The organism is Ilumatobacter coccineus YM16-304 (assembly GCF_000348785.1).
GTDB lineage: Bacteria > Actinomycetota > Acidimicrobiia > Acidimicrobiales > Ilumatobacteraceae > Ilumatobacter_A > Ilumatobacter_A coccineus.
Genome location: NC_020520.1, coordinates 2522555 through 2539644 on the forward strand (window position 1 = coordinate 2522555; position 17090 = coordinate 2539644).

The 17090-nt window shown below is 67.3% G+C and carries 18 protein-coding genes; 13 read left to right on the top strand and 5 right to left on the bottom strand.

The window, feature by feature from the left end:
- Positions 1–74: 74 nt before the first annotated feature.
- Positions 75–278 (bottom strand): hypothetical protein, encoded by a 204-nt coding sequence (locus YM304_RS11320; protein ID WP_015441821.1) that lies wholly within the window; start codon positions 276–278, stop codon positions 75–77.
- A gap of 73 nt (positions 279–351) precedes the next feature.
- Between YM304_RS11320 and hisC the strand changes: the two genes are divergently transcribed.
- The 7 genes from hisC (at position 352) to YM304_RS11355 (ending at position 6140) form a co-directional block, all read left to right on the top strand.
- Positions 352–1419: a histidinol-phosphate transaminase gene (hisC, locus tag YM304_RS11325; RefSeq protein WP_231897586.1), complete on the top strand. Its 1068-nt coding sequence runs from the start codon at positions 352–354 to the stop codon at positions 1417–1419.
- A 16-nt stretch (positions 1420–1435) separates the two neighbouring features.
- Positions 1436–2029, top strand: coding sequence for an imidazoleglycerol-phosphate dehydratase HisB (hisB, locus tag YM304_RS11330; RefSeq protein WP_015441823.1), 594 nt, complete (start codon positions 1436–1438; stop codon positions 2027–2029).
- Entirely contained in the window at positions 2026–2658 is a 633-nt protein-coding gene (gene hisH / locus YM304_RS11335; RefSeq protein WP_015441824.1) for an imidazole glycerol phosphate synthase subunit HisH, read from the top strand. Before hisB ends, hisH begins: the two co-directional genes overlap by 4 nt.
- Positions 2655–3434, top strand: a complete 780-nt coding sequence (locus tag YM304_RS11340) for a 1-(5-phosphoribosyl)-5-[(5-phosphoribosylamino)methylideneamino]imidazole-4-carboxamide isomerase (protein ID WP_051071407.1) — start codon at positions 2655–2657, stop codon at positions 3432–3434. Before hisH ends, YM304_RS11340 begins: the two co-directional genes overlap by 4 nt.
- The gene (hisF, locus tag YM304_RS11345) at positions 3431–4240 is read left to right on the top strand and encodes an imidazole glycerol phosphate synthase subunit HisF (protein WP_015441826.1); all 810 of its coding nucleotides are present in this window, start codon (positions 3431–3433) and stop codon (positions 4238–4240) included. Before YM304_RS11340 ends, hisF begins: the two co-directional genes overlap by 4 nt.
- Positions 4241–4376: 136 nt before the next feature.
- Positions 4377–5072, top strand: coding sequence for a crotonase/enoyl-CoA hydratase family protein (locus YM304_RS11350; RefSeq protein ID WP_015441827.1), 696 nt, complete (start codon positions 4377–4379; stop codon positions 5070–5072).
- A gap of 102 nt (positions 5073–5174) precedes the next feature.
- Positions 5175–6140 (top strand): aldo/keto reductase, encoded by a 966-nt coding sequence (locus YM304_RS11355; RefSeq protein ID WP_015441828.1) that lies wholly within the window; start codon positions 5175–5177, stop codon positions 6138–6140.
- A 12-nt stretch (positions 6141–6152) separates the two neighbouring features.
- On the opposite strand, the gene YM304_RS22470 is transcribed toward YM304_RS11355, so the two are convergent.
- Positions 6153–6797 carry an alpha/beta hydrolase gene (locus YM304_RS22470; protein ID WP_015441829.1) on the bottom strand — a complete coding sequence of 215 codons (645 nt, stop codon included), beginning with the start codon at positions 6795–6797 and terminating at the stop codon, positions 6153–6155.
- A 32-nt stretch (positions 6798–6829) separates the two neighbouring features.
- Here YM304_RS22470 and YM304_RS11365 point away from each other — a divergent pair, with 32 nt between their 5' ends.
- From YM304_RS11365 to trpE, 3 genes are all read left to right on the top strand, one after another.
- The gene (locus YM304_RS11365; RefSeq protein WP_015441830.1) at positions 6830–7147 is read left to right on the top strand and encodes a GroES family chaperonin; all 318 of its coding nucleotides are present in this window, start codon (positions 6830–6832) and stop codon (positions 7145–7147) included.
- Between the two features lie 111 nt (positions 7148–7258).
- Complete coding sequence (hisI, locus tag YM304_RS11370; protein ID WP_015441831.1) at positions 7259–7621, top strand: phosphoribosyl-AMP cyclohydrolase; 363 nt, start codon at positions 7259–7261, stop codon at positions 7619–7621.
- A gap of 22 nt (positions 7622–7643) precedes the next feature.
- Positions 7644–9170, top strand: coding sequence for an anthranilate synthase component I (gene trpE / locus YM304_RS11375; protein WP_015441832.1), 1527 nt, complete (start codon positions 7644–7646; stop codon positions 9168–9170).
- A 40-nt stretch (positions 9171–9210) separates the two neighbouring features.
- Here trpE and YM304_RS24725 read toward each other — a convergent pair whose 3' ends face one another.
- Positions 9211–9852 (bottom strand): hypothetical protein, encoded by a 642-nt coding sequence (locus YM304_RS24725; RefSeq protein ID WP_015441833.1) that lies wholly within the window; start codon positions 9850–9852, stop codon positions 9211–9213.
- Between the two features lie 33 nt (positions 9853–9885).
- Here YM304_RS24725 and ygfZ point away from each other — a divergent pair, with 33 nt between their 5' ends.
- Positions 9886–10569 carry a CAF17-like 4Fe-4S cluster assembly/insertion protein YgfZ gene (ygfZ, locus tag YM304_RS23955; RefSeq protein WP_015441834.1) on the top strand — a complete coding sequence of 228 codons (684 nt, stop codon included), beginning with the start codon at positions 9886–9888 and terminating at the stop codon, positions 10567–10569.
- 54 nt (positions 10570–10623) lie between these two features.
- On the opposite strand, the gene YM304_RS11390 is transcribed toward ygfZ, so the two are convergent.
- Complete coding sequence (locus tag YM304_RS11390) at positions 10624–11739, bottom strand: metalloprotease (RefSeq protein WP_041298218.1); 1116 nt, start codon at positions 11737–11739, stop codon at positions 10624–10626.
- 80 nt (positions 11740–11819) lie between these two features.
- On the opposite strand from YM304_RS11390, the gene ppdK reads away from it, so the two are divergent.
- Both ppdK and YM304_RS11400 read left to right on the top strand, forming a co-directional pair.
- The gene (gene ppdK, locus YM304_RS11395) at positions 11820–14459 is read left to right on the top strand and encodes a pyruvate, phosphate dikinase (RefSeq protein WP_015441836.1); all 2640 of its coding nucleotides are present in this window, start codon (positions 11820–11822) and stop codon (positions 14457–14459) included.
- 80 nt (positions 14460–14539) lie between these two features.
- The gene (locus YM304_RS11400; protein WP_154723423.1) at positions 14540–15568 is read left to right on the top strand and encodes a TerC family protein; all 1029 of its coding nucleotides are present in this window, start codon (positions 14540–14542) and stop codon (positions 15566–15568) included.
- Positions 15569–15607: 39 nt separating this feature from the next.
- On the opposite strand, the gene YM304_RS11405 is transcribed toward YM304_RS11400, so the two are convergent.
- Positions 15608–17038 (bottom strand): hypothetical protein, encoded by a 1431-nt coding sequence (locus YM304_RS11405; protein WP_015441838.1) that lies wholly within the window; start codon positions 17036–17038, stop codon positions 15608–15610.
- Positions 17039–17090: the final 52 nt, after the last annotated feature.

Consider the following 17090-nt stretch of genomic DNA (forward strand, 5'->3'; position numbering starts at 1 on the left):
CGGCGTCGCCTGGTGCGACGGTCTCTCTTCGTGAGGGGCCGTCGCCCGCTTTTTCGGGTCGGACCGAGCGATCGTCAGCCGCCGGTGCGGACGGCGCGCAGGATGCCGCGCTCGGCACTGCGCAGCTGCCGCTCGGCTTCGTGGATCGCCGCCACGAAGTCGTCGCGATCGGTGCCGACGTGGCGATCGGCGAGCGCGGCCACACGGCTGCGGTACTGGGCGACGTTGTCGGCGATCGTGGCGAGTTCGTGCGCAGTCGATTGCGTCGAGTCGGACATGTCACGGACCGTATCGTCCCGAGCTGATATCGATACCGGTCGGGTGCGGTCACCGTCGATACGCTGCGATGTCGTGATCCAGGTACGTGACGACCTCCGAGCGATGGACGGCTACCACTCGGCGCAGGTCGACGTCGACGTCCGCCTCAACACGAACGAGTCGCCCGTGCCGCCGCCCGACGGGTTCCGAGATGCGGTCGCCGCCGAGGTGAGCCGTGTCGAGTGGCATCGCTATCCCGATCGAGCGGCCACCGCCCTGCGCGCGGCGATCGCCGAGATGCACGACGTCGATCCGGCACAGATCTTCGTCGCCAACGGGTCGAACGAGGTGTTGCAGACGATCCTGCTCGCGTATGCCGGCCCGGGTCGCACGGTCGCCACGTTCGAGCCGACGTATCAGATGCACGCGCAGATCGCTCGGGTCACCGGAGCGACGGTGGTCGAAGGAGAGCGGGCGGCCGACTTCTCGCTCGATCCCGACGAAGTCGACCGGATCATCGATGCGCACGACCCTCACGTCGTGTTCCTCACGTCGCCCAACAACCCGACCGGGCTGGTCGAACCGCCCGAGCGGGTGCAGCAGTTGCTCGATCGGGCCACCGGTCTCGTGGTGGTCGACGAGGCGTACGCGCAGTTCGCCGACTGGAGTGCGCTCGATCTTGTGTCGGAGGAGCGACCGCTCGTCGTGACCCGCACGTTCTCCAAGACGTGGTCGATGGCCGGAGCACGACTCGGCTACCTCATCGGCCCGACCTGGCTGGTGTCCGAGCTCGAGAAGGTCGTGCTGCCGTATCACCTCGACGCCGTCAAGCAGATCGCCGGCCGCCTCGCGCTGCGCTACATCGGCGACATGAACGAACGCGTGCAACAGCTCGTGGCCGAACGCTCACGCATCAGCGACGCGATGGGCGCAATGGCGATCGACGTGTTCCCGTCGGGCGCCAACTTCGTGCTGTTCCGTCCGCAGGCCGCCGACGGCAAGACGGTGTGGCAGGGGCTGGTCGATCGCAGCGTGCTGGTGCGCGACTGCTCGTCGTGGCCACGTCTGGCCAACTGTCTCCGCGTCACGGTCGGCACACCCGCCGAGAACGATGCGTTTCTCACCGCGTTGGACGCCACACTGTCGACGCTCACCGACTGACAACGAAAGCCTGCAGATGTCTCGTACCGCCTCCCGCTCGCGTGCCACCAAAGAAACGTCGATCGAGGTGTCGATCGACCTCGACGGGTCGGGTGTCACCGACATCTCGACCGGCATCCCGTTCTACGACCACATGCTCGATCAACTCGGGCGGCACGGCGGTTTCGACCTCACGGTCAAGGCGGTCGGTGACATCGAGATCGACACCCACCACACCGTCGAAGACGTGGCGATCACGGTCGGTGAAGTGTTCGCCGAGGCGCTGGGCGACAAGGCCGGCGTGCGTCGCTTCGCCAGTGGGCGCTACCCGCTCGACGAAGCGCTGATCGACATCGCGCTCGACCTGTCGGGCCGCCCGCACGTCGAATGGCACGTCGAGATCCCCGAGTCGTTGCCGCTCGGAACGCCCGCGTTCGACCCGCAGCTCGCCGAGCACGCGGTCGCCTCGTTCGCCACGTCCGCCAACATCACGTTGCACGTCGAGATGGTTCGCGGCCGCAACACGCACCACATCATCGAGGCGACGTTCAAGGGACTGGCGCGAGCGCTGCGCGACGCCGTACGTGTCGAGGACGGCGCCGGCGTGCCGTCGACCAAGGGCGTGCTGTGACCCGACCGGTCGTCGCGGTCATCGACTACGGCATCGGCAACCTGCACTCCGCGCAGAAGTCGCTCGAGGTGTGCGGCGCCGATGCACGGCTCACCGCCGATCCCGACCTGATCGCATCGGCCGACGGCGTGGTGCTGCCCGGTGTCGGCGCGTTCGGCGCGTGCATGGCGGCGCTGCGGTCGCTCGACCTCGAAACACCGACGCTCGACGCGGTCGCGTCGGGCCGACCGTTTCTCGGGATCTGCGTCGGCATGCAGATGCTGTTCACCCGTTCGGAAGAAAACGACGAGGCGCTCGGTCTCGACGTGATTCCCGGCGTCGTTCGCTGGATTCCGCCTGCCGGGGTGAAGATCCCGCAGATGCAGTGGAACCGTCTCGACATCACCGCCGACGACGATCCGATGCTCGCTGGTCTGGGCGACGACGCCTGGCTGTACTTCGTGCACTCGTTGCACGGCGTGCCCGACGATGCCGACGTGGTGGCGGCCACCGTCGAGTACGGCACCACGATCAACGCGGCGTTCCGACGAGACAACGTCTTCGCCGCCCAGTTCCACCCCGAGAAGTCGAGCAAGCCCGGTCTCCGGTTGCTCACCAACTTCGTCGAGATCTGCCGAGAGGCCTCATGACCATGTCGCACACCGCTTCGTTCCCCGAGCTGTACCCGGCCATCGACCTGCGCGGCGGGCAGGTCGTGCGCCTGCGCCAGGGTGATTACGCCGACGAGACCGTCTACGGCAGCGATCCGGCCGCCGTGGCCCGTGGGTTCGCCGACGCGGGTTCGCCGTGGATCCACGTGGTCGATCTCGATGCGGCGAAGTCGGGCGACCCGGTCAACCGGCCGGTCGTCGCGGCGATCGCTGCCGCGGTGTCGGGCGTGGCGCAGGTGCAGACCGGTGGCGGCGTCCGTTCGGTCGACGACGCGCAGCAGTTGGCCGACGCAGGCGTCGCCCGCGTGGTGATGGGGTCGGCGGCGGTGAGCGACCCGTCGTTGGTCGCGGCCGCGTCGGAGATCGTTCGCGTCGCTGTCGGCCTCGACCACAAGAACGGCGAGATCGCCGTGCACGGCTGGACCGAGGGCAGCGGGCTGCAGCTCGACGACGCGTATGCGTTGTTCCCGACGGCCGACGTGTTCGTCATCACCGACATCGGTCGTGACGGCATGCTCGAAGGCCCCGATGTGGAGGGGCTCGCTCGCTCCGCCGAGGTGGCCGGCTCGCCGGTGATCGCCAGCGGAGGAGTGGCCACGCTCGACGACATCGAGACGCTGGCACGGATCCCCGGCTTGGCGGGTGTGATCACGGGCAAGGCGCTCTACGAGGGTCGCTTCGACGTTGCCGAAGCATTGGCGGTGCTCGACCGGGTGCGCGCCGGATCGAACTCCGACACCGGAGCGCCGTCGTGAAGGTGGCTCGCGTCATCCCGTGTCTCGACGTGACCGAGGGTCGAGTCGTGAAGGGCACCAACTTCGTCGACCTGCGCGACGCCGGTGACCCGGTCGAACTCGCCGGCCGCTACGACCTCGAAGGTGCCGACGAGCTGGTGTTTCTCGACATCACCGCGTCGAGCGACAATCGGGAGACCACGGTCGACATGGTGCGGCGGGTGGCCGAGCAGGTCTACATCCCGTTCACGGTCGGGGGAGGAATCCGGACGCTGGAAGACGCTCGTCGGATGTTGCGTGCCGGTGCCGACAAGGTGAGCGTCAACACGGCGGCGGTCGAACGCCCCGAGTTGATCTCCGAGATCGCTGCCGAGTTCGGCTCGCAGTGCGTGGTGTGTGCGATCGACGCCCGCCGGCGCCGCCCCGACGGTTCGTCGGCGAGCGACGGATCGCCCGAGCCCGACGATCCCGAGCTCGGCTGGGAGATCTACCTGCACGGTGGGCGCACGCCGACCGGTATCGATGCGATCGAGTGGGCGCAGCGCGCCGTCGAGCTCGGAGCGGGTGAACTGCTCGTCACGTCGATGGACCGTGACGGAAGCCGCAAGGGATTCGACCACGAACTCACGCAGGCGCTCGCCGAGGTGGTGTCGGTGCCGATCATCGCCAGCGGTGGTGTGGGCACGCTCGACCATCTGGTCGACGGCGTGGTCGAAGGTGGCGCCGACGCGGTGCTCGCCGCGTCGATCTTCCACTTCCGTGAGCACTCGGTGGCCGAGGCCAAGGCGGCGATGGCCGACTCCGGCATCACCGTCCGCCCCGCCTGACCGACCGTCACGATTCGCAACGCTCGGCGGGCACGGGCGTGAGACGATTCGTGATCGGCTGGCCCCGGTTGCGCCTTGGTGGCGTACCCCACGAGGCGTTTGCTCCTCACACCGCCGGGGCGAATACGTTGGCTGCATGGCAACCGTGACCACCGAACGCATCGACAACGTCCTCGTCGTCCACCTCGACGACGGCAAGGCGAACGCGCTCTCCAAGGGGATGATCGGTGACATCGTCGCCGCCGTGGAGGTCGCCGAAGCCGACGAGGCGATCTCGGCGGTCGTGCTCCACGGACGCGAGGGCAAGTTCTCGGCGGGCTTCGACCTGAGCGTCATGCGCGGCGGTGACATGTCGGCGATGATCGATCTCGTCGCCGACGGCGGTGACCTGGTTCGCCGCCTGTACGGAGCGACGGTGCCGATCGTCGCCGCGTGCACCGGGCACGCCCTCGCCGCCGGCGCTCTCACGCTCCTCGGATGCGACGTGCGCATCGGCGCCGACGTCGACTGCAAGATCGGACTGAACGAGGTCGCCATCGGGATGGTGCTGCCCGACTGGGCCTTCACGATCGCCGTCGAACGACTGAGCAAGCGGCACCTCCAGCAGGCCGTGGCAACGGCTCGGATCACCGGCGCTTCCGGGGCGGCCGACGCCGGCTATCTCGACGAGGTCGTCGCCGCCGACGAGGTGTTGCCGACCGCGATCGAGCGAGCGCGTTCGATGGCCGCTCTCGATGCTCGGGCGTACGCCGGGACCGTGCGCAAGTTGCGTGGCGACGTGCTCGACACGATGAGCCGACAGATCGCAGCCGACCGCGCCTCGATCGCCTGACCTCGACGGTCGCGGCGTCGGCCGATTGCCGACCTCGTGTCAGCCAGCCGTCCGAATCCTCGGTACGTTGCACGCATGGCACAACCCACCGTCAACAAGAACATGGAATACCGGCGCCTCGGCAACTCCGGTCTCAAGGTCAGCGTCCTCGGCTTCGGAAGCTGGGTCACGTTCGACGCTCAGATCGACAACAACGCCGCCGTCGAGTGCATCGCCGCGGCCGGCGACGCAGGCTGCAACTTCTTCGACAACGCCGAGGCCTACGCCGGCGGCAAGAGCGAAGAGATCATGGGCCACGCCTTCCGCGAACTCGGTTGGCCACGCTGGTCGTATGTCCTCACCACCAAGGTGTACTGGGGCATCAACGGCGAAGTGCCCAACATGCGCAACACGCTGAACCGCAAGTACCTCATGCAGGCCATCGACGGTTCGCTCGAACGTCTGCAAGACGACTTCGTCGACGTGCTCTACTGCCACCGTGGCGATCCTGACACGCCGCTCGAAGAGGTCGTCCACGCGATGAGCGACATCATCACCGCCGGCAAGGCCCACTACTGGGGTACCAGCGAGTGGACGGCCGACGACATTCGCGGAGCGATCGACATCGCCGACCGCCACGGACTGCACAAGCCGGTCACCGAGCAGAGCCAGTACAACCTCCTCGAGCGCAAGACGGTCGAGAAGAGCTACGCCCGCATCACCGACGACTTCGGCTACGGCAACACGATCTGGAGCCCACTGGCGTCAGGACTTCTCACCGGCAAGTACAAAGACGGCATCCCCGAGGACTCTCGCGGCGCGCTGTCGGGCTACGAGTGGTTGCAGGACCGCCTGTCCGACGATCAGGCGATCGCCCGCGTCGAGCGCCTCCGCCCGATCGCCGACCGCATCGGCTGCACCATGGCGCAGCTCTCGCTCGCCTGGGCCACCAAGCACCGCATGGTGTCGTCGGTCATCACCGGCGCGTCGAAGGTGAGCCAGGTCGTGCAGAACTTCGAGACCGTCGACGTGATCCCCGAGATCACCGAAAACGTGCGCCTCGAGATCGAAGAGGCCATCGGCCGCTGACCGCCGACCTGGTTATTTCCATCCCGGATGGAAATAACCAGGTCGGGTGATCCAGGTGGCGACGCGTTCGGCGACGAGCGCGGCGCGACCGGCGACGAAGTGATCGACCGACTCGATCGTCTCGAACGTGGCATCCGCCCACGTCGAGACGATCGGCTCGGCGACCGACGGCGGCGCGAACTGGTCGTGCGCCGGCGTCAGCACCAGCGTCGGCATGTCGCGTCCCGGCGCGAGATCCATGACCCCGAGCGGGGGAGCGACCAGCGCCTTACCGCTGAGCCGTTCGTCGCCGAGCGCCAGCGTGACCATCGCTCCGAACGAGTAGCCCACGGCGAACAGCGGCACACCGCTGCCCGCACCGGCAACGGTGTCGAGCGCGGCCACCGCATCGAGTTGTTCGGCCACACCGCCCCCGAACTCCGAACGGAAGTCGAAGCGCAGCGACGTCACCCCGGCACGCGGCAACGCGTCGAACAGCGCCTCGACCACGTTGTTGTGTCTGTTGCCGCCGTACTGCGGATGTGGGTGGCACACGATGGCGCCGGCGATCGCTCCGTCGACCGATGCGAGATCGCCCTCGATCACCACGCCGTCGGACGTCGTGAACGACACCGTCTCGATCGTCGGAACCACGTCGCGCTCGTCGTCAGTGCTCATGTGATCTGACGGTACCCTGCCCGACCGTGGCGATGGACGACGACAAACTCCCCATCAAGATGCTCAACGACCGTGTCCTCGTCGAGGCCGACGACGACGCCGAGCGCAAGTCGTCGGGCGGCATCTTGATCCCGGCGACCGCACAGATGGCGAAGCGGCTCGTGTGGGCCACCGTCGTCGCACAGGGGCAGAACGTCCGGGCGTGCGAGATCGGCGACAAGGTGCTGTTCAGCCCCGACGACCGCTACGAGGTCGAAGTGCAGGGCAACGACTACATCATGCTGCGCGAGCGAGAACTGCACGCCGTTGCCTCCGAGCGCAACGAGTCGTCCACCGGCCTCTACCTCTGACGTCGGGTTCGTCGCGTCGCCGATGCCCGAGCGTTCACGCGCCGACGCACACGCCAGACGGATCCGGAAACGAGTGGGGCCGGAGCGCGTCACCACCCGTATCCTGCTCGTATGAGCGGCATCACTTTCGATCTCGACCGGCCCGAGGTCGTCGAGCAGTTGGCAGGCATCAAGTTCAACAGCGACGGGCTGGTCACCGCCATCGCGCAAGATGTCGACGACAACGAAGTGCTGATGCTGGCCTGGATGAACGCCGAGTCGCTGCGCATGACCCTCGAAGAGGGGCGGATGGTCTACTGGTCACGGAGCCGTCAGGAACTGTGGCGCAAGGGCGACACGTCGGGGGAGCGGCAGTTCGTGCGCGAGGCGTACTACGACTGCGACGCCGACGCGCTGCTGTTCAAGGTCGTCCAGGAAGGCGGCGGCGCCTGCCACACGGGCGAGCGCACCTGCTTCCACCGTTCGTTCGGCTGACCGAGCGCACGCCGTCGACGCCATGAAGTTCTCTCCCTCCCGCGAGGAGTTCCACGCCCACGCGGCCGAGCACACGATCGTCCCGGTCTGGACCGAACTGCTCGCCGATCTCGAGACGCCCGTCGCGGTGTACGCCAAGCTCGTCGGCGACGGCCCCGGGTTCCTGCTCGAATCGGTCGAGGGCGCCGAGCGCTGGGCCCGTTTCTCGTTCGTTGGACGCAACCCGTCGGCGACGCTGATCCTGCGCAACGGCGCCGTCGAGATCGATGGGCCGGTGCCCGACGGCGTGCCGACCGACGAGGGCATCCTCGCGGCGATCGAAGCGATGCTCGCCGAGTACAGCAGCCCGACGTTCCCCGATCTTCCACCACTGCACGGCGGCATCATGGGCTTCCTCGGGTACGACGTCATCCGCGAAGTCGAGCACCTGCCCAACACGCCCGACGACGATCGTGACTACCCCGACGCGGTCATGTCGGTCATCGGTTCGCTCGCCGCGTTCGACCACTGGCGCCAGCGGGTGTACCTCATCGAGAGCGTGCCGACCCTCGGGCTCTCCACCGCCGAACTCGACGCGGCCTACGACGCCGCGACCGAACGCGTGAGCGTCGCAGTCGCCGACCTCGCCAAACCACTCCCGTACACGCCGGTCGCCCCGCCGTCGCTCGACGACGAGCTCCCGACGCTCGAGTCGACGATGCCCAACGGCATGTACCAGCGCGCGGTGGAGGTGGCGAAGGAGTACGTGGTCGCCGGTGACGTGTTCCAGGTCGTGTTGTCGCAGCGTTACGACATCGAACTCGGCGCCGACCCGTTCGACTTCTACCGCGTCCTCCGGCAGGTCAATCCGTCGCCGTACATGTACTACGTCAAGCACGACGAGCTCGCGATCGTCGGGTCGTCGCCCGAACCGATGGTGCAACTCCTCGACCGCAAGGTCATCTCGCGGCCGATCGCCGGCACGCGTCGCCGCGGCAAGAACGACGAACACGACCGCATGATGGCCGCCGAGTTGATGGAGCACCCCAAGGAGCGAGCCGAGCACGTGATGCTCGTCGACCTGGCCCGCAACGACGTCGGTCGTGTGGCGAAATTCGGTTCGGTGCAGGTCGACGAGTTGATGACCCTCGAGCGCTACAGCCACGTGATGCACCTCACCTCACAGGTGTCGGGCGACCTGCGCGACGGCCTCGGTCCGATCGACGTCCTGCGCGCCACACTGCCCGCCGGCACGGTGTCGGGGGCACCGAAGGTCCGTGCGATGGAGATCATCGACGAACTCGAACCCGTCAAACGCGGCCCGTACGCGGGCGTCGTGGGCTACATCGACTGGTCGGGCAACCTCGACACGGCGATCGCCATCCGGACCCTGTTCGTCACCGGCGACGGCGTCACCGCCAGCTTGCAGGCCGGCGCGGGCATCGTGGCCGACTCCATCCCCGACGAGGAAGACCTCGAGTGTCGCAACAAAGCGGCGGCTCTGCTCGCGGCGATTCCCGGCGCCCGCCGGATGACCGCCGCCCGCCGGGCCGCCGGCACCGACGCCTGACGATCAGGTGGCGAGCCGACTCGGCGTCGGCCGGGTCGAGTCAGAGCAGCAGGGCGATGACGAAGATCAGCCCGAGGCCGGCGAACGCGAACCCGATGAGGGTGGCGATGGCGATCAGGCCTGGAAACGACGTGACCGCAGTGAGCGCCGACGTGAGGGCCCGGAACTGACCGGCACGGTCGCCGATGGCCCCACGCATCGAGAAGAACTCGCGTGACAGGTCGACGATGCCGTCGTTGCTCTTGCCCTCGGTCGAGTGGACGGTGTCGGCGACGGTTCGTTTCGATTCGCGGTCGCCTCCGACCAGCGAACGAACCTCGCTCACGAGCGTGTCGGCGCCGGTCTTGACCGAGCGAAGTCGGAGCATGGCCGTGAGCACCGACGCGATGGCGACGACGCCGAAGAATCCGCCCAGTGCGATCCAGACCGTACGGATACCACCCGACAGCGCAGCGAGCCCGAGCAGGAAGCCACCGATGGCGCACACGACGACGAAGATGAGCACGCCGCCGGCGAGCGCGTTGGCTCGTCGGACGAGGTGCAGCACGCTGTCGACGGCGCGTCGGGCGAGACGGTCGAGGTCGTCGAGGCCGAAATCGCCGTCGTCTGCTCCACCACGTCCGGCGGTGACGCCGTCGGGGCTGATGGGGCCGTCGTCGTTCGAGTCATTCTGCGAAGCCATGGTGAACGCAGTGTGCCACGCCAGACTGCAAGAGTGAACACCGACGACGCCGTTGACCTGACCGCCGACCTGATCGACTCCGAGGCCCGTGACACGGTCACGGTCTCGGGTGCCGACGCCTCCACCTACCTGCAATCGCAGATCGCACAGGAGATCCGTGACCTCGCCGTCGGCAGCGCTCGTTGGACGTTCGTCCTCGACCCGACCGGCAAGATCGACTCGTTCGCGCGCATCCGCCGCACGGCCGACGACGTGTTCGTGCTCGACACCGATGCCGGCTTCGGCGAAGGACTCGTCGCCCGCATCAACCGGTTCAAGATCCGCGTCGACGCCGACGTCGAGTTGACGCCGGCTGCATCGGCAGCGCCCTCCGCCGATCACGAAGCGGCGCGCATCGCCGCCGGGTGGCCGCGCATGGGCAACGAGATCGAACCGGGTTCGACGATTCCGGCGACGACCGGGGTGACCAACCTCGCCGTCAACTTCACGAAGGGGTGCTACCCCGGCCAGGAACTCGTCGAGCGCATGGACAGCCGAGGCGCGGATGCGCCGAAGTCGCTGCGCGTCGTCGACGTGGCCGACGGCACGGCCGCCGGGAGCCCCGTCGTCGTCGACGGTGACGAGGTCGGCACCGTGACGAGCGTGAGTGGAACCATCGGCTTGGCCTACATCAAGCGCGGCAACGACGTCGGGCGAGCCCCGGCACACCTCGACTGACCCGCCTCGTCGTCGAGAGTCGCCGGTGGGCTGGCGACGGCGACGAGCCTTGGATCAGCGGGCGAGCGAGTTGCGGATGGCTGCCACCGTCGGGTGTTGTCGCAGCGGGATCAGTTCGGGCGCCCGGTCGATGGTGGTCGCCAGCCCGTCGTCGGACGTGCCCGCGTCGGCCGCCGACCCGAGCCAGGCGATCGCCGTGTCGTGATCGCCGAGCGCGGCCGCCGATCGAGCGACGATCGCGGCGCTCAACGTGTTGGGGTGTCGCCCGAACGAACCGGCCGCATAGTGCGCGGCCTCGTCGTAGCGACCGGTCATCATCAACAGATTGGCGAGCACGTACTCGTTGCCCGGATCGCCGTGGGGGAGCGGGCGGGGGAGCAGTTCGATCAGCCGGTTCGCGAGCGTGGGCGGCATGCGGAGGTCGGCGGGAGCAGGAATCGGCTGCGGGTGCGTGAGCGCAGCGACGAGCGTACGTCGAGCCTTCTGTTCCTTGCCCGCATCGAGCGCTTGCCTGGCGACGTCCCACGCCGACGTGGCGCGCTGCTGCGGCTTGGTGGCGTTGAGCATCTGGAGCTGCGTGATGATGAGGAACGCGATGAAGATGCCGAAGCCCTGGTAGCCGTTGAGGAACATCCAGCCGGCGCCGAGCACGGTCGCGCCGATCGAGAAGTACAGCATCAGCTTCTGCGCTCGGCCGGGGACGATCGCATCGAGCCCGTACGTGACGATGTTGCCACCGTCGAGTGGGAGCACGGGGATCAGGTTCATCATGCCGATCGCCGGACCCGCCCACCAGATGGCGAACGCTGCGGCCGAGTCGTCGAACGACTCGCGGCTCAGCGGGTTGACGCCCATCACGAGGAGTACGGCGACGCTGACGCCGATGTGCACACCGGGCCCGGCGAACGAGATCCACGCCTGACGCGCTCGGCTGATCGGGCGTGTCGGTCGGTACGAGGCGTAGCCGGCGAGGAACCCCAGCGAGATTTCGGCGTCGGCACCAGCGCTGCGGGCAGCGACGGCGTGACCGAGTTCATGGATCAACGTGAGGACCGCGACCGATCCGGCGAGCCAGAACCCGAACTCGTTGCCGTAGAGGGCGACGATGAGCACCATGAAGATGACGAAGCCGGACTGCACGCGAACGTCGAAACCAAGCAAACGGAACATCTGCCCGGAATGCTACGGCGAGTGACGGAGGCTGGTCGGTCGGGCCCGCGGACAGCGCGAGTCGTACACTCGATTCACGTATGCGATATGTCTACAGCTTCGACCACAAGCATCGTCGTCCGCCTATGGAACACAAGGACTTGCTGGGTGGCAAGGGTGCCAATCTCGCCGAGATGAGCAGCGTGCTGAAGCTTCCGGTGCCACCGGGATTCACCGTCACGACCGACGCGTGCCGCGCCTACATGGAGTCGGGTTGGCCGAGCGACATCGACGACGAGATCGCCCGCCACGTCGCGGAACTCGAGGCCACGATGGGTCGGTCGCTCGGCGACGCGAACGACCCGCTCCTCGTGTCGGTCCGCTCGGGAGCACGCATCTCGATGCCGGGCATGATGGACACCGTCTTGAACCTCGGACTCAACGACAAGTCGGTCAAGGGGCTCGCGAAGGTGACCGGCAGCAAGCGGTTCGCCTACGACAGCTACCGCCGGTTCATCGCCATGTACGCGAACGTCGTGATGGGCGCCGACGCCGACGCGTTCGAAGCGAGGCTCGCCGACGCTCGGTCGGCGACCGGTGCGGCGACCGACGCCGACATCCCGGCCGACGCGCTCGTGTCGCTGTGCACCGACTACAAGAAGCTCGCCAAGGAGCAGACCGGCAAGGCGTTCCCACAGGACCCCTACAAGCAGTTGCGCGGTGCGATCGAAGCCGTGTTCGCCTCGTGGAACGGGGCTCGCGCCGTCGCCTACCGAGTCCGCGAGAACATCGAGCACACGCTCGGCACCGCGGTCAACGTGCAGACGATGGTGTTCGGCAACCGTGACGAGCGTTCGGGCACCGGCGTCGGTTTCACCCGCAACGCGTCGACCGGCGAGAACAAGCCGTACGGCGACTTCCTCGTCAACGCACAGGGCGAAGACGTGGTGGCGGGCATTCGCAACACGCAGAACCTCGATGACATGAAAGAGGTCTTCCCCGAGGTCTACGACGAACTGCTCGACATCTTCGTGCGCCTCGAACGGCACTACACCGACATGTGCGACACCGAGTTCACCATCGAGCAGGGCAAGCTCTGGATGCTGCAGACCCGGATCGGCAAACGAACCGGCGTGGCTGCGCTGAAGATGGCCGTCGACATGACGAAGGGGACCGGCAAGGGCGCCGACCGCTGGAAGATCACTCGTGAGGAAGCGCTGCAACGCGTCACCGCCGACCACCTCGACGCCGTGCTGCACCCGCAGTTCGACACGTCCGGCGAAGTGGTGGCCACGGGCCTCGGGGCATCGCCTGGCGCGGCGGTCGGTGCGGTCTACTTCAACGCCGATGATGCCGCCGACGCCGCCGATCGAGGCGAAGAGGTCATCCTCGTCCGCAACGAGACCAGCCCGGAAGACGTGCACGGGATGATGGTCGCCGAGGGCATCCTGACCGTCCGAGGTGGGTTGGTCAGCCATGCTGCCGTCGTCGCCCGCGGTTGGGGCACCCCGGCCGTCGTCGGCGCCGAAGCGATCAAGATCGACGGAAAGCAGTTCACCGTCGGTTCGGTCACGGTCCGCGAGGGTGACGTCATCTCGCTCGACGGCTCGACCGGTGAGGTCGTGGTCGGAGCGATGCACACCGCCGACGCCGAGCCGCCCGAAGAGTTCGAGATCCTGCTCGGATGGGCCGACAAGGTCCGCAAGGGCAAGCTCGCCGTTCGCGCCAACGCCGACTCCGGTGACGATGCAGCCAACGCTCGTCGCCTCGGTGCCGAGGGCATCGGGTTGTGCCGAACCGAGCACATGTTCCTCGCTCCCGATCGTCTGCCGGTCGTGCGCCGGATGATCCTCGCCGACACCGAGGAGGAGGAAGCCGCAGCGCTCGACGAACTCCGCACGGTGCAGCAGGCCGACTTCGAGGAGGTGCTCGAGGCGATGGACGGCCTTCCCGTCACCATCCGGCTGCTCGATCCGCCGCTGCACGAGTTCCTGCCGTCGGTCGAAGAACTGAAGATCAAGCAGGCCTCCGGCGGCCTGAGCGACCAGGAGCGGCGCGAACTCGCCGCCGCCGAGGCGTGGTCGGAGCACAACCCGATGCTCGGCACGCGCGGCGTCCGCCTCGGCGTGATCAAGCCCGGGCTGTACGCCATGCAGGTTCGGGCGCTGCTCGATGCCGCTGCCGCCCTGCGCAAGCGCAAGAAGCACCCGATCGTCGAGATCATGATCCCGCTCACCGTCACGCGCGAGGAGTTGGCGCTCGCTCGTTCGTGGGTACAGACCGAGGTCGACAGCGCACTGAAGGGCATGAAGAACAAGCCCGACATCACGATCGGCACCATGATCGAGACCCCGCGTGCGGCGGTGCGCGCCGACGAGATCGCCGAAGCGGCCGATTTCTTCTCGTTCGGCACCAACGACCTCACGCAGCTCACGTTCGGGTTCAGCCGTGACGACGTCGAGAGCCGGATGATGCCGGCGTACCTCGACCAGGGACTGCTGAAGCGCAACCCCTTCGACACGATCGATCAGACGGGTGTCGGAGACCTCGTGCGGCTGGGCGTGGAGCGTGGCCGGTCGACGAAGAAGAAGCTCAAGATGGGCGTGTGCGGCGAGCACGGCGGCGACCCCGAGTCGATCGATCTGTTCTACCGAGCGGGTCTCGACTACGTGTCGTGCAGCCCGTACCGGGTGCCGATCGCCCGCCTCAGCGCCGCCCAAGCCGTCATCCGCAACCGCTAGCCCAACCTGGTTACATCGCTCCCGGAGCGATGTAACCAGGTTGGCGTCTGGCGGGGTTCGGAAGGCGGCAGACTGTGCAGATGTTCGCTGCGCTGCTTGCCGAATCCGAGGGTCGAGAGAATCTCGTCGACCTCGACGTGGCCCCGTGGCAGTGGATCACGCTGCTCGTCATCATCTCGGTGATGCTGCTCGTCGACCTCCTCGTGGTGCACAAGGAAGCGCACGAGGTCGAGACCAAAGAGGCGGCGATCGAGTCGATCGTCTGGATCAGCTGCGGTATCGCCTTCACCGGCGTGGTCGCCTGGTGGTTCGGCGCGGCGGCGAGCGGCGAGTACATCTCGGGCTTCCTGATCGAGAAGTCGCTGAGCATCGACAACGTCTTCGTGTGGGCGCTGATCATGGGGTACTTCAGCGTGCCGTTGAAGTACCAGCACCGGGTGCTCTTCTGGGGCATCTTCGGTGCGCTGGCACTGCGCGCCGTGTTCATCTTCGCCGGCGTCGCCCTGATCGAGCGCTTCGAGTGGGTGCTGTACCTGTTCGGTGCGTTCCTGCTCTACACGGCAGCGAAGCTGGTGTTCACCGACAACGATCACATCGACCCGGGCGAGTCGAAGTTCTTGAAGGTGGTTCACCGGTTCGTGCCGTCGACCGACGAGTTCGACGGGCAGAAGCTGTTCACGATGAAGAACGGCAAGCGTCTCGCCACGCCGCTGTTCGCGGTCCTCGTGTTGATCGAGGGCACCGACGTGATCTTCGCCGTCGACAGCGTCCCCGCGGTGCTCGCGGTGTCGAACGAACAGTTCATCGTGTTCGCCTCGAACGCGTTCGCCATCCTCGGTCTGCGCGCCCTCTACTTCCTGCTCGCCGACATGCACAACCGATTCGCGTTCCTGCAACAGGGTCTGGCGATCATCCTTGCCTTCGTCGGCGTCAAGATGATCATCGCCGAGTGGTACCACATCCCGACGTGGCTCTCGCTGACGGTGATCGCCATCGTGCTCACCGCATCGATCGGCATCTCGTTGAAGTTCACCCGCATGCAGGAGGACTCGGCCACAGCCGGTCGAGCCTTCGACGCGACGCCGAGCGACAGCACCGTCGACGACTGATCATCGAGCGCTCGCTGGCGTCGCTGGTCAGCCGGCGCGTCAGCGGAGGGCGAAGAACTCGTAGTCGTCGCTGAAGATCTCGCCGGTGGCGTAGGCGACGAGCGAGTCGGTGTCGGCGGCGTCGGCGAGGAAGCACAGCGTCCCGGAGGTCGATCCGCCGGGGAACACGTCGGCGAACAGGTCGAGTTCGCCGTCGAGCGACGACACGCTGCACTGGTCGTCGGCGGCCACGTTGGAGTCGCCGACGAGCGCCACGTCGACCGAGAACAGGGAGCCGGCTTCGCCGTCGCTGCCACCGTCGTAGGCGATCGTCGCGTCGACGAGCACGTACACCTGGCCCTCCGGAGCGGGGTCGTTGAAGTCGCTCGCCGCGAGCACCTCGGCGTCGGCGTCGAAGTTCGCTCCGTTGACCGTGAACGTCCATCCCTCGCCGATGTCGACCGGCGTGCCGATCGGTGACGGGTCGGTGCGGTCGGCGGTGAGGCTGCCATCGGGCGCCGGGCCGGTGCTCGCCACGACCGAGGTGGGCTCGGCGGCCGGTGTGGCGGCGTCGAAGTAGACCGACCGGTCGCTGAACCCGACGCTGACCGACACGATCGGCGTGGCCGGGAAGGCGTCGGGAGTCGCAGCGAAGCAGGTGACGACCGAGCGGGAGCCGCCCGAGAACACGTCGGTCGCGCCGTAGTACGTCTGGTTGTTCATGTTTCCGCAGCCGGTCGTGCCGACACCCACGCCGTCGGCGCCGACCAGTTGGAGTTGGACATCGTTGAGCGAGGCGGGTTCTTCGTCGCCGCTGTACGCGATGTCGTACTCGAGCAGCGCGATCGTCTCACCGTCTTCGAGGTACGGGGCGCTGCCGCCGAGGTCTTCGATCATCGCCGCAGCATCGGGCGTGTAGCCGGTGATGGCGAGTGTGAACCCTTCGCCGATCGGCACCGCGAGGTCGGCCGGTGCGGGGTCGTCCTGTGTGCCGGACACTCCGAGTTCGTCGAGCGCTGCTTGCAGGTCTTCGGCGTCGCGCTCGGTCGTGTCTTCGAAGTCGCAGTCGGTACCGACCCATTTGCCGTTCTCGTAGATGACGTCGACCTCGTCGTCGCCGAGCGTGAGGAAGCCGAGATCGTCGGCGCCTTCGGGGGTGATCAGCTCGATCACCACGGTGGCCGCCTCGGGGGTGAAGTCCTCGACGGTGCCGGTGACCTCGATGTCGGCGATGTCGTAGTCGTCGCTCTGGAAGAAGACCTGAGCGAGCGCCAACGCCTGCTTGATCTCGCCGGTGTCGACGTTGCTGCGGCATTCCTCGTTCATGAAGTCGATGACGTCGCCCGAGCGGTTCACGAAGGTACCGCGCACCGCCTTGGTGGCAGCCTCGATGGCCGCCTCCTCGGTCTGCTCCTGTGGGGCGCTGCTGCCACCACCACAGGCGCTGATCAACAGCGTTGCGGAGGCGGCGATGGCGAGACGTCGAAGCATCGTCGAAGTGTAGAAAAGCACCAGGCCCGATGGGGTGATGCGATCGAACGCG

Excerpts from the sequence above, each read along its gene's own strand:
- YM304_RS11405 (WP_015441838.1), bottom strand. The coding sequence starts at position 17,038 with ATGCTTCGACGTCTCGCCATCGCCGCCTCCGCAACGCTGTTGATCAGC.
- YM304_RS11340 (WP_051071407.1), top strand. The coding sequence starts at position 2,655 with ATGACCATGTCGCACACCGCTTCGTTCCCCGAGCTGTACCCGGCCATC.
- trpE (WP_015441832.1), top strand. The coding sequence starts at position 7,644 with ATGAAGTTCTCTCCCTCCCGCGAGGAGTTCCACGCCCACGCGGCCGAG.
- YM304_RS11350 (WP_015441827.1), top strand. The coding sequence starts at position 4,377 with ATGGCAACCGTGACCACCGAACGCATCGACAACGTCCTCGTCGTCCAC.
- YM304_RS22470 (WP_015441829.1), bottom strand. The coding sequence starts at position 6,797 with ATGAGCACTGACGACGAGCGCGACGTGGTTCCGACGATCGAGACGGTG.
- YM304_RS11390 (WP_041298218.1), bottom strand. The coding sequence starts at position 11,739 with ATGTTCCGTTTGCTTGGTTTCGACGTTCGCGTGCAGTCCGGCTTCGTC.
- YM304_RS11320 (WP_015441821.1), bottom strand. The coding sequence starts at position 278 with ATGTCCGACTCGACGCAATCGACTGCGCACGAACTCGCCACGATCGCC.
- YM304_RS11365 (WP_015441830.1), top strand. The coding sequence starts at position 6,830 with ATGGACGACGACAAACTCCCCATCAAGATGCTCAACGACCGTGTCCTC.
- hisB (WP_015441823.1), top strand. The coding sequence starts at position 1,436 with ATGTCTCGTACCGCCTCCCGCTCGCGTGCCACCAAAGAAACGTCGATC.
- ppdK (WP_015441836.1), top strand. The coding sequence starts at position 11,820 with ATGCGATATGTCTACAGCTTCGACCACAAGCATCGTCGTCCGCCTATG.
- YM304_RS11355 (WP_015441828.1), top strand. The coding sequence starts at position 5,175 with ATGGAATACCGGCGCCTCGGCAACTCCGGTCTCAAGGTCAGCGTCCTC.
- hisI (WP_015441831.1), top strand. The coding sequence starts at position 7,259 with ATGAGCGGCATCACTTTCGATCTCGACCGGCCCGAGGTCGTCGAGCAG.
- YM304_RS11400 (WP_154723423.1), top strand. The coding sequence starts at position 14,540 with ATGTTCGCTGCGCTGCTTGCCGAATCCGAGGGTCGAGAGAATCTCGTC.
- YM304_RS24725 (WP_015441833.1), bottom strand. The coding sequence starts at position 9,852 with ATGGCTTCGCAGAATGACTCGAACGACGACGGCCCCATCAGCCCCGAC.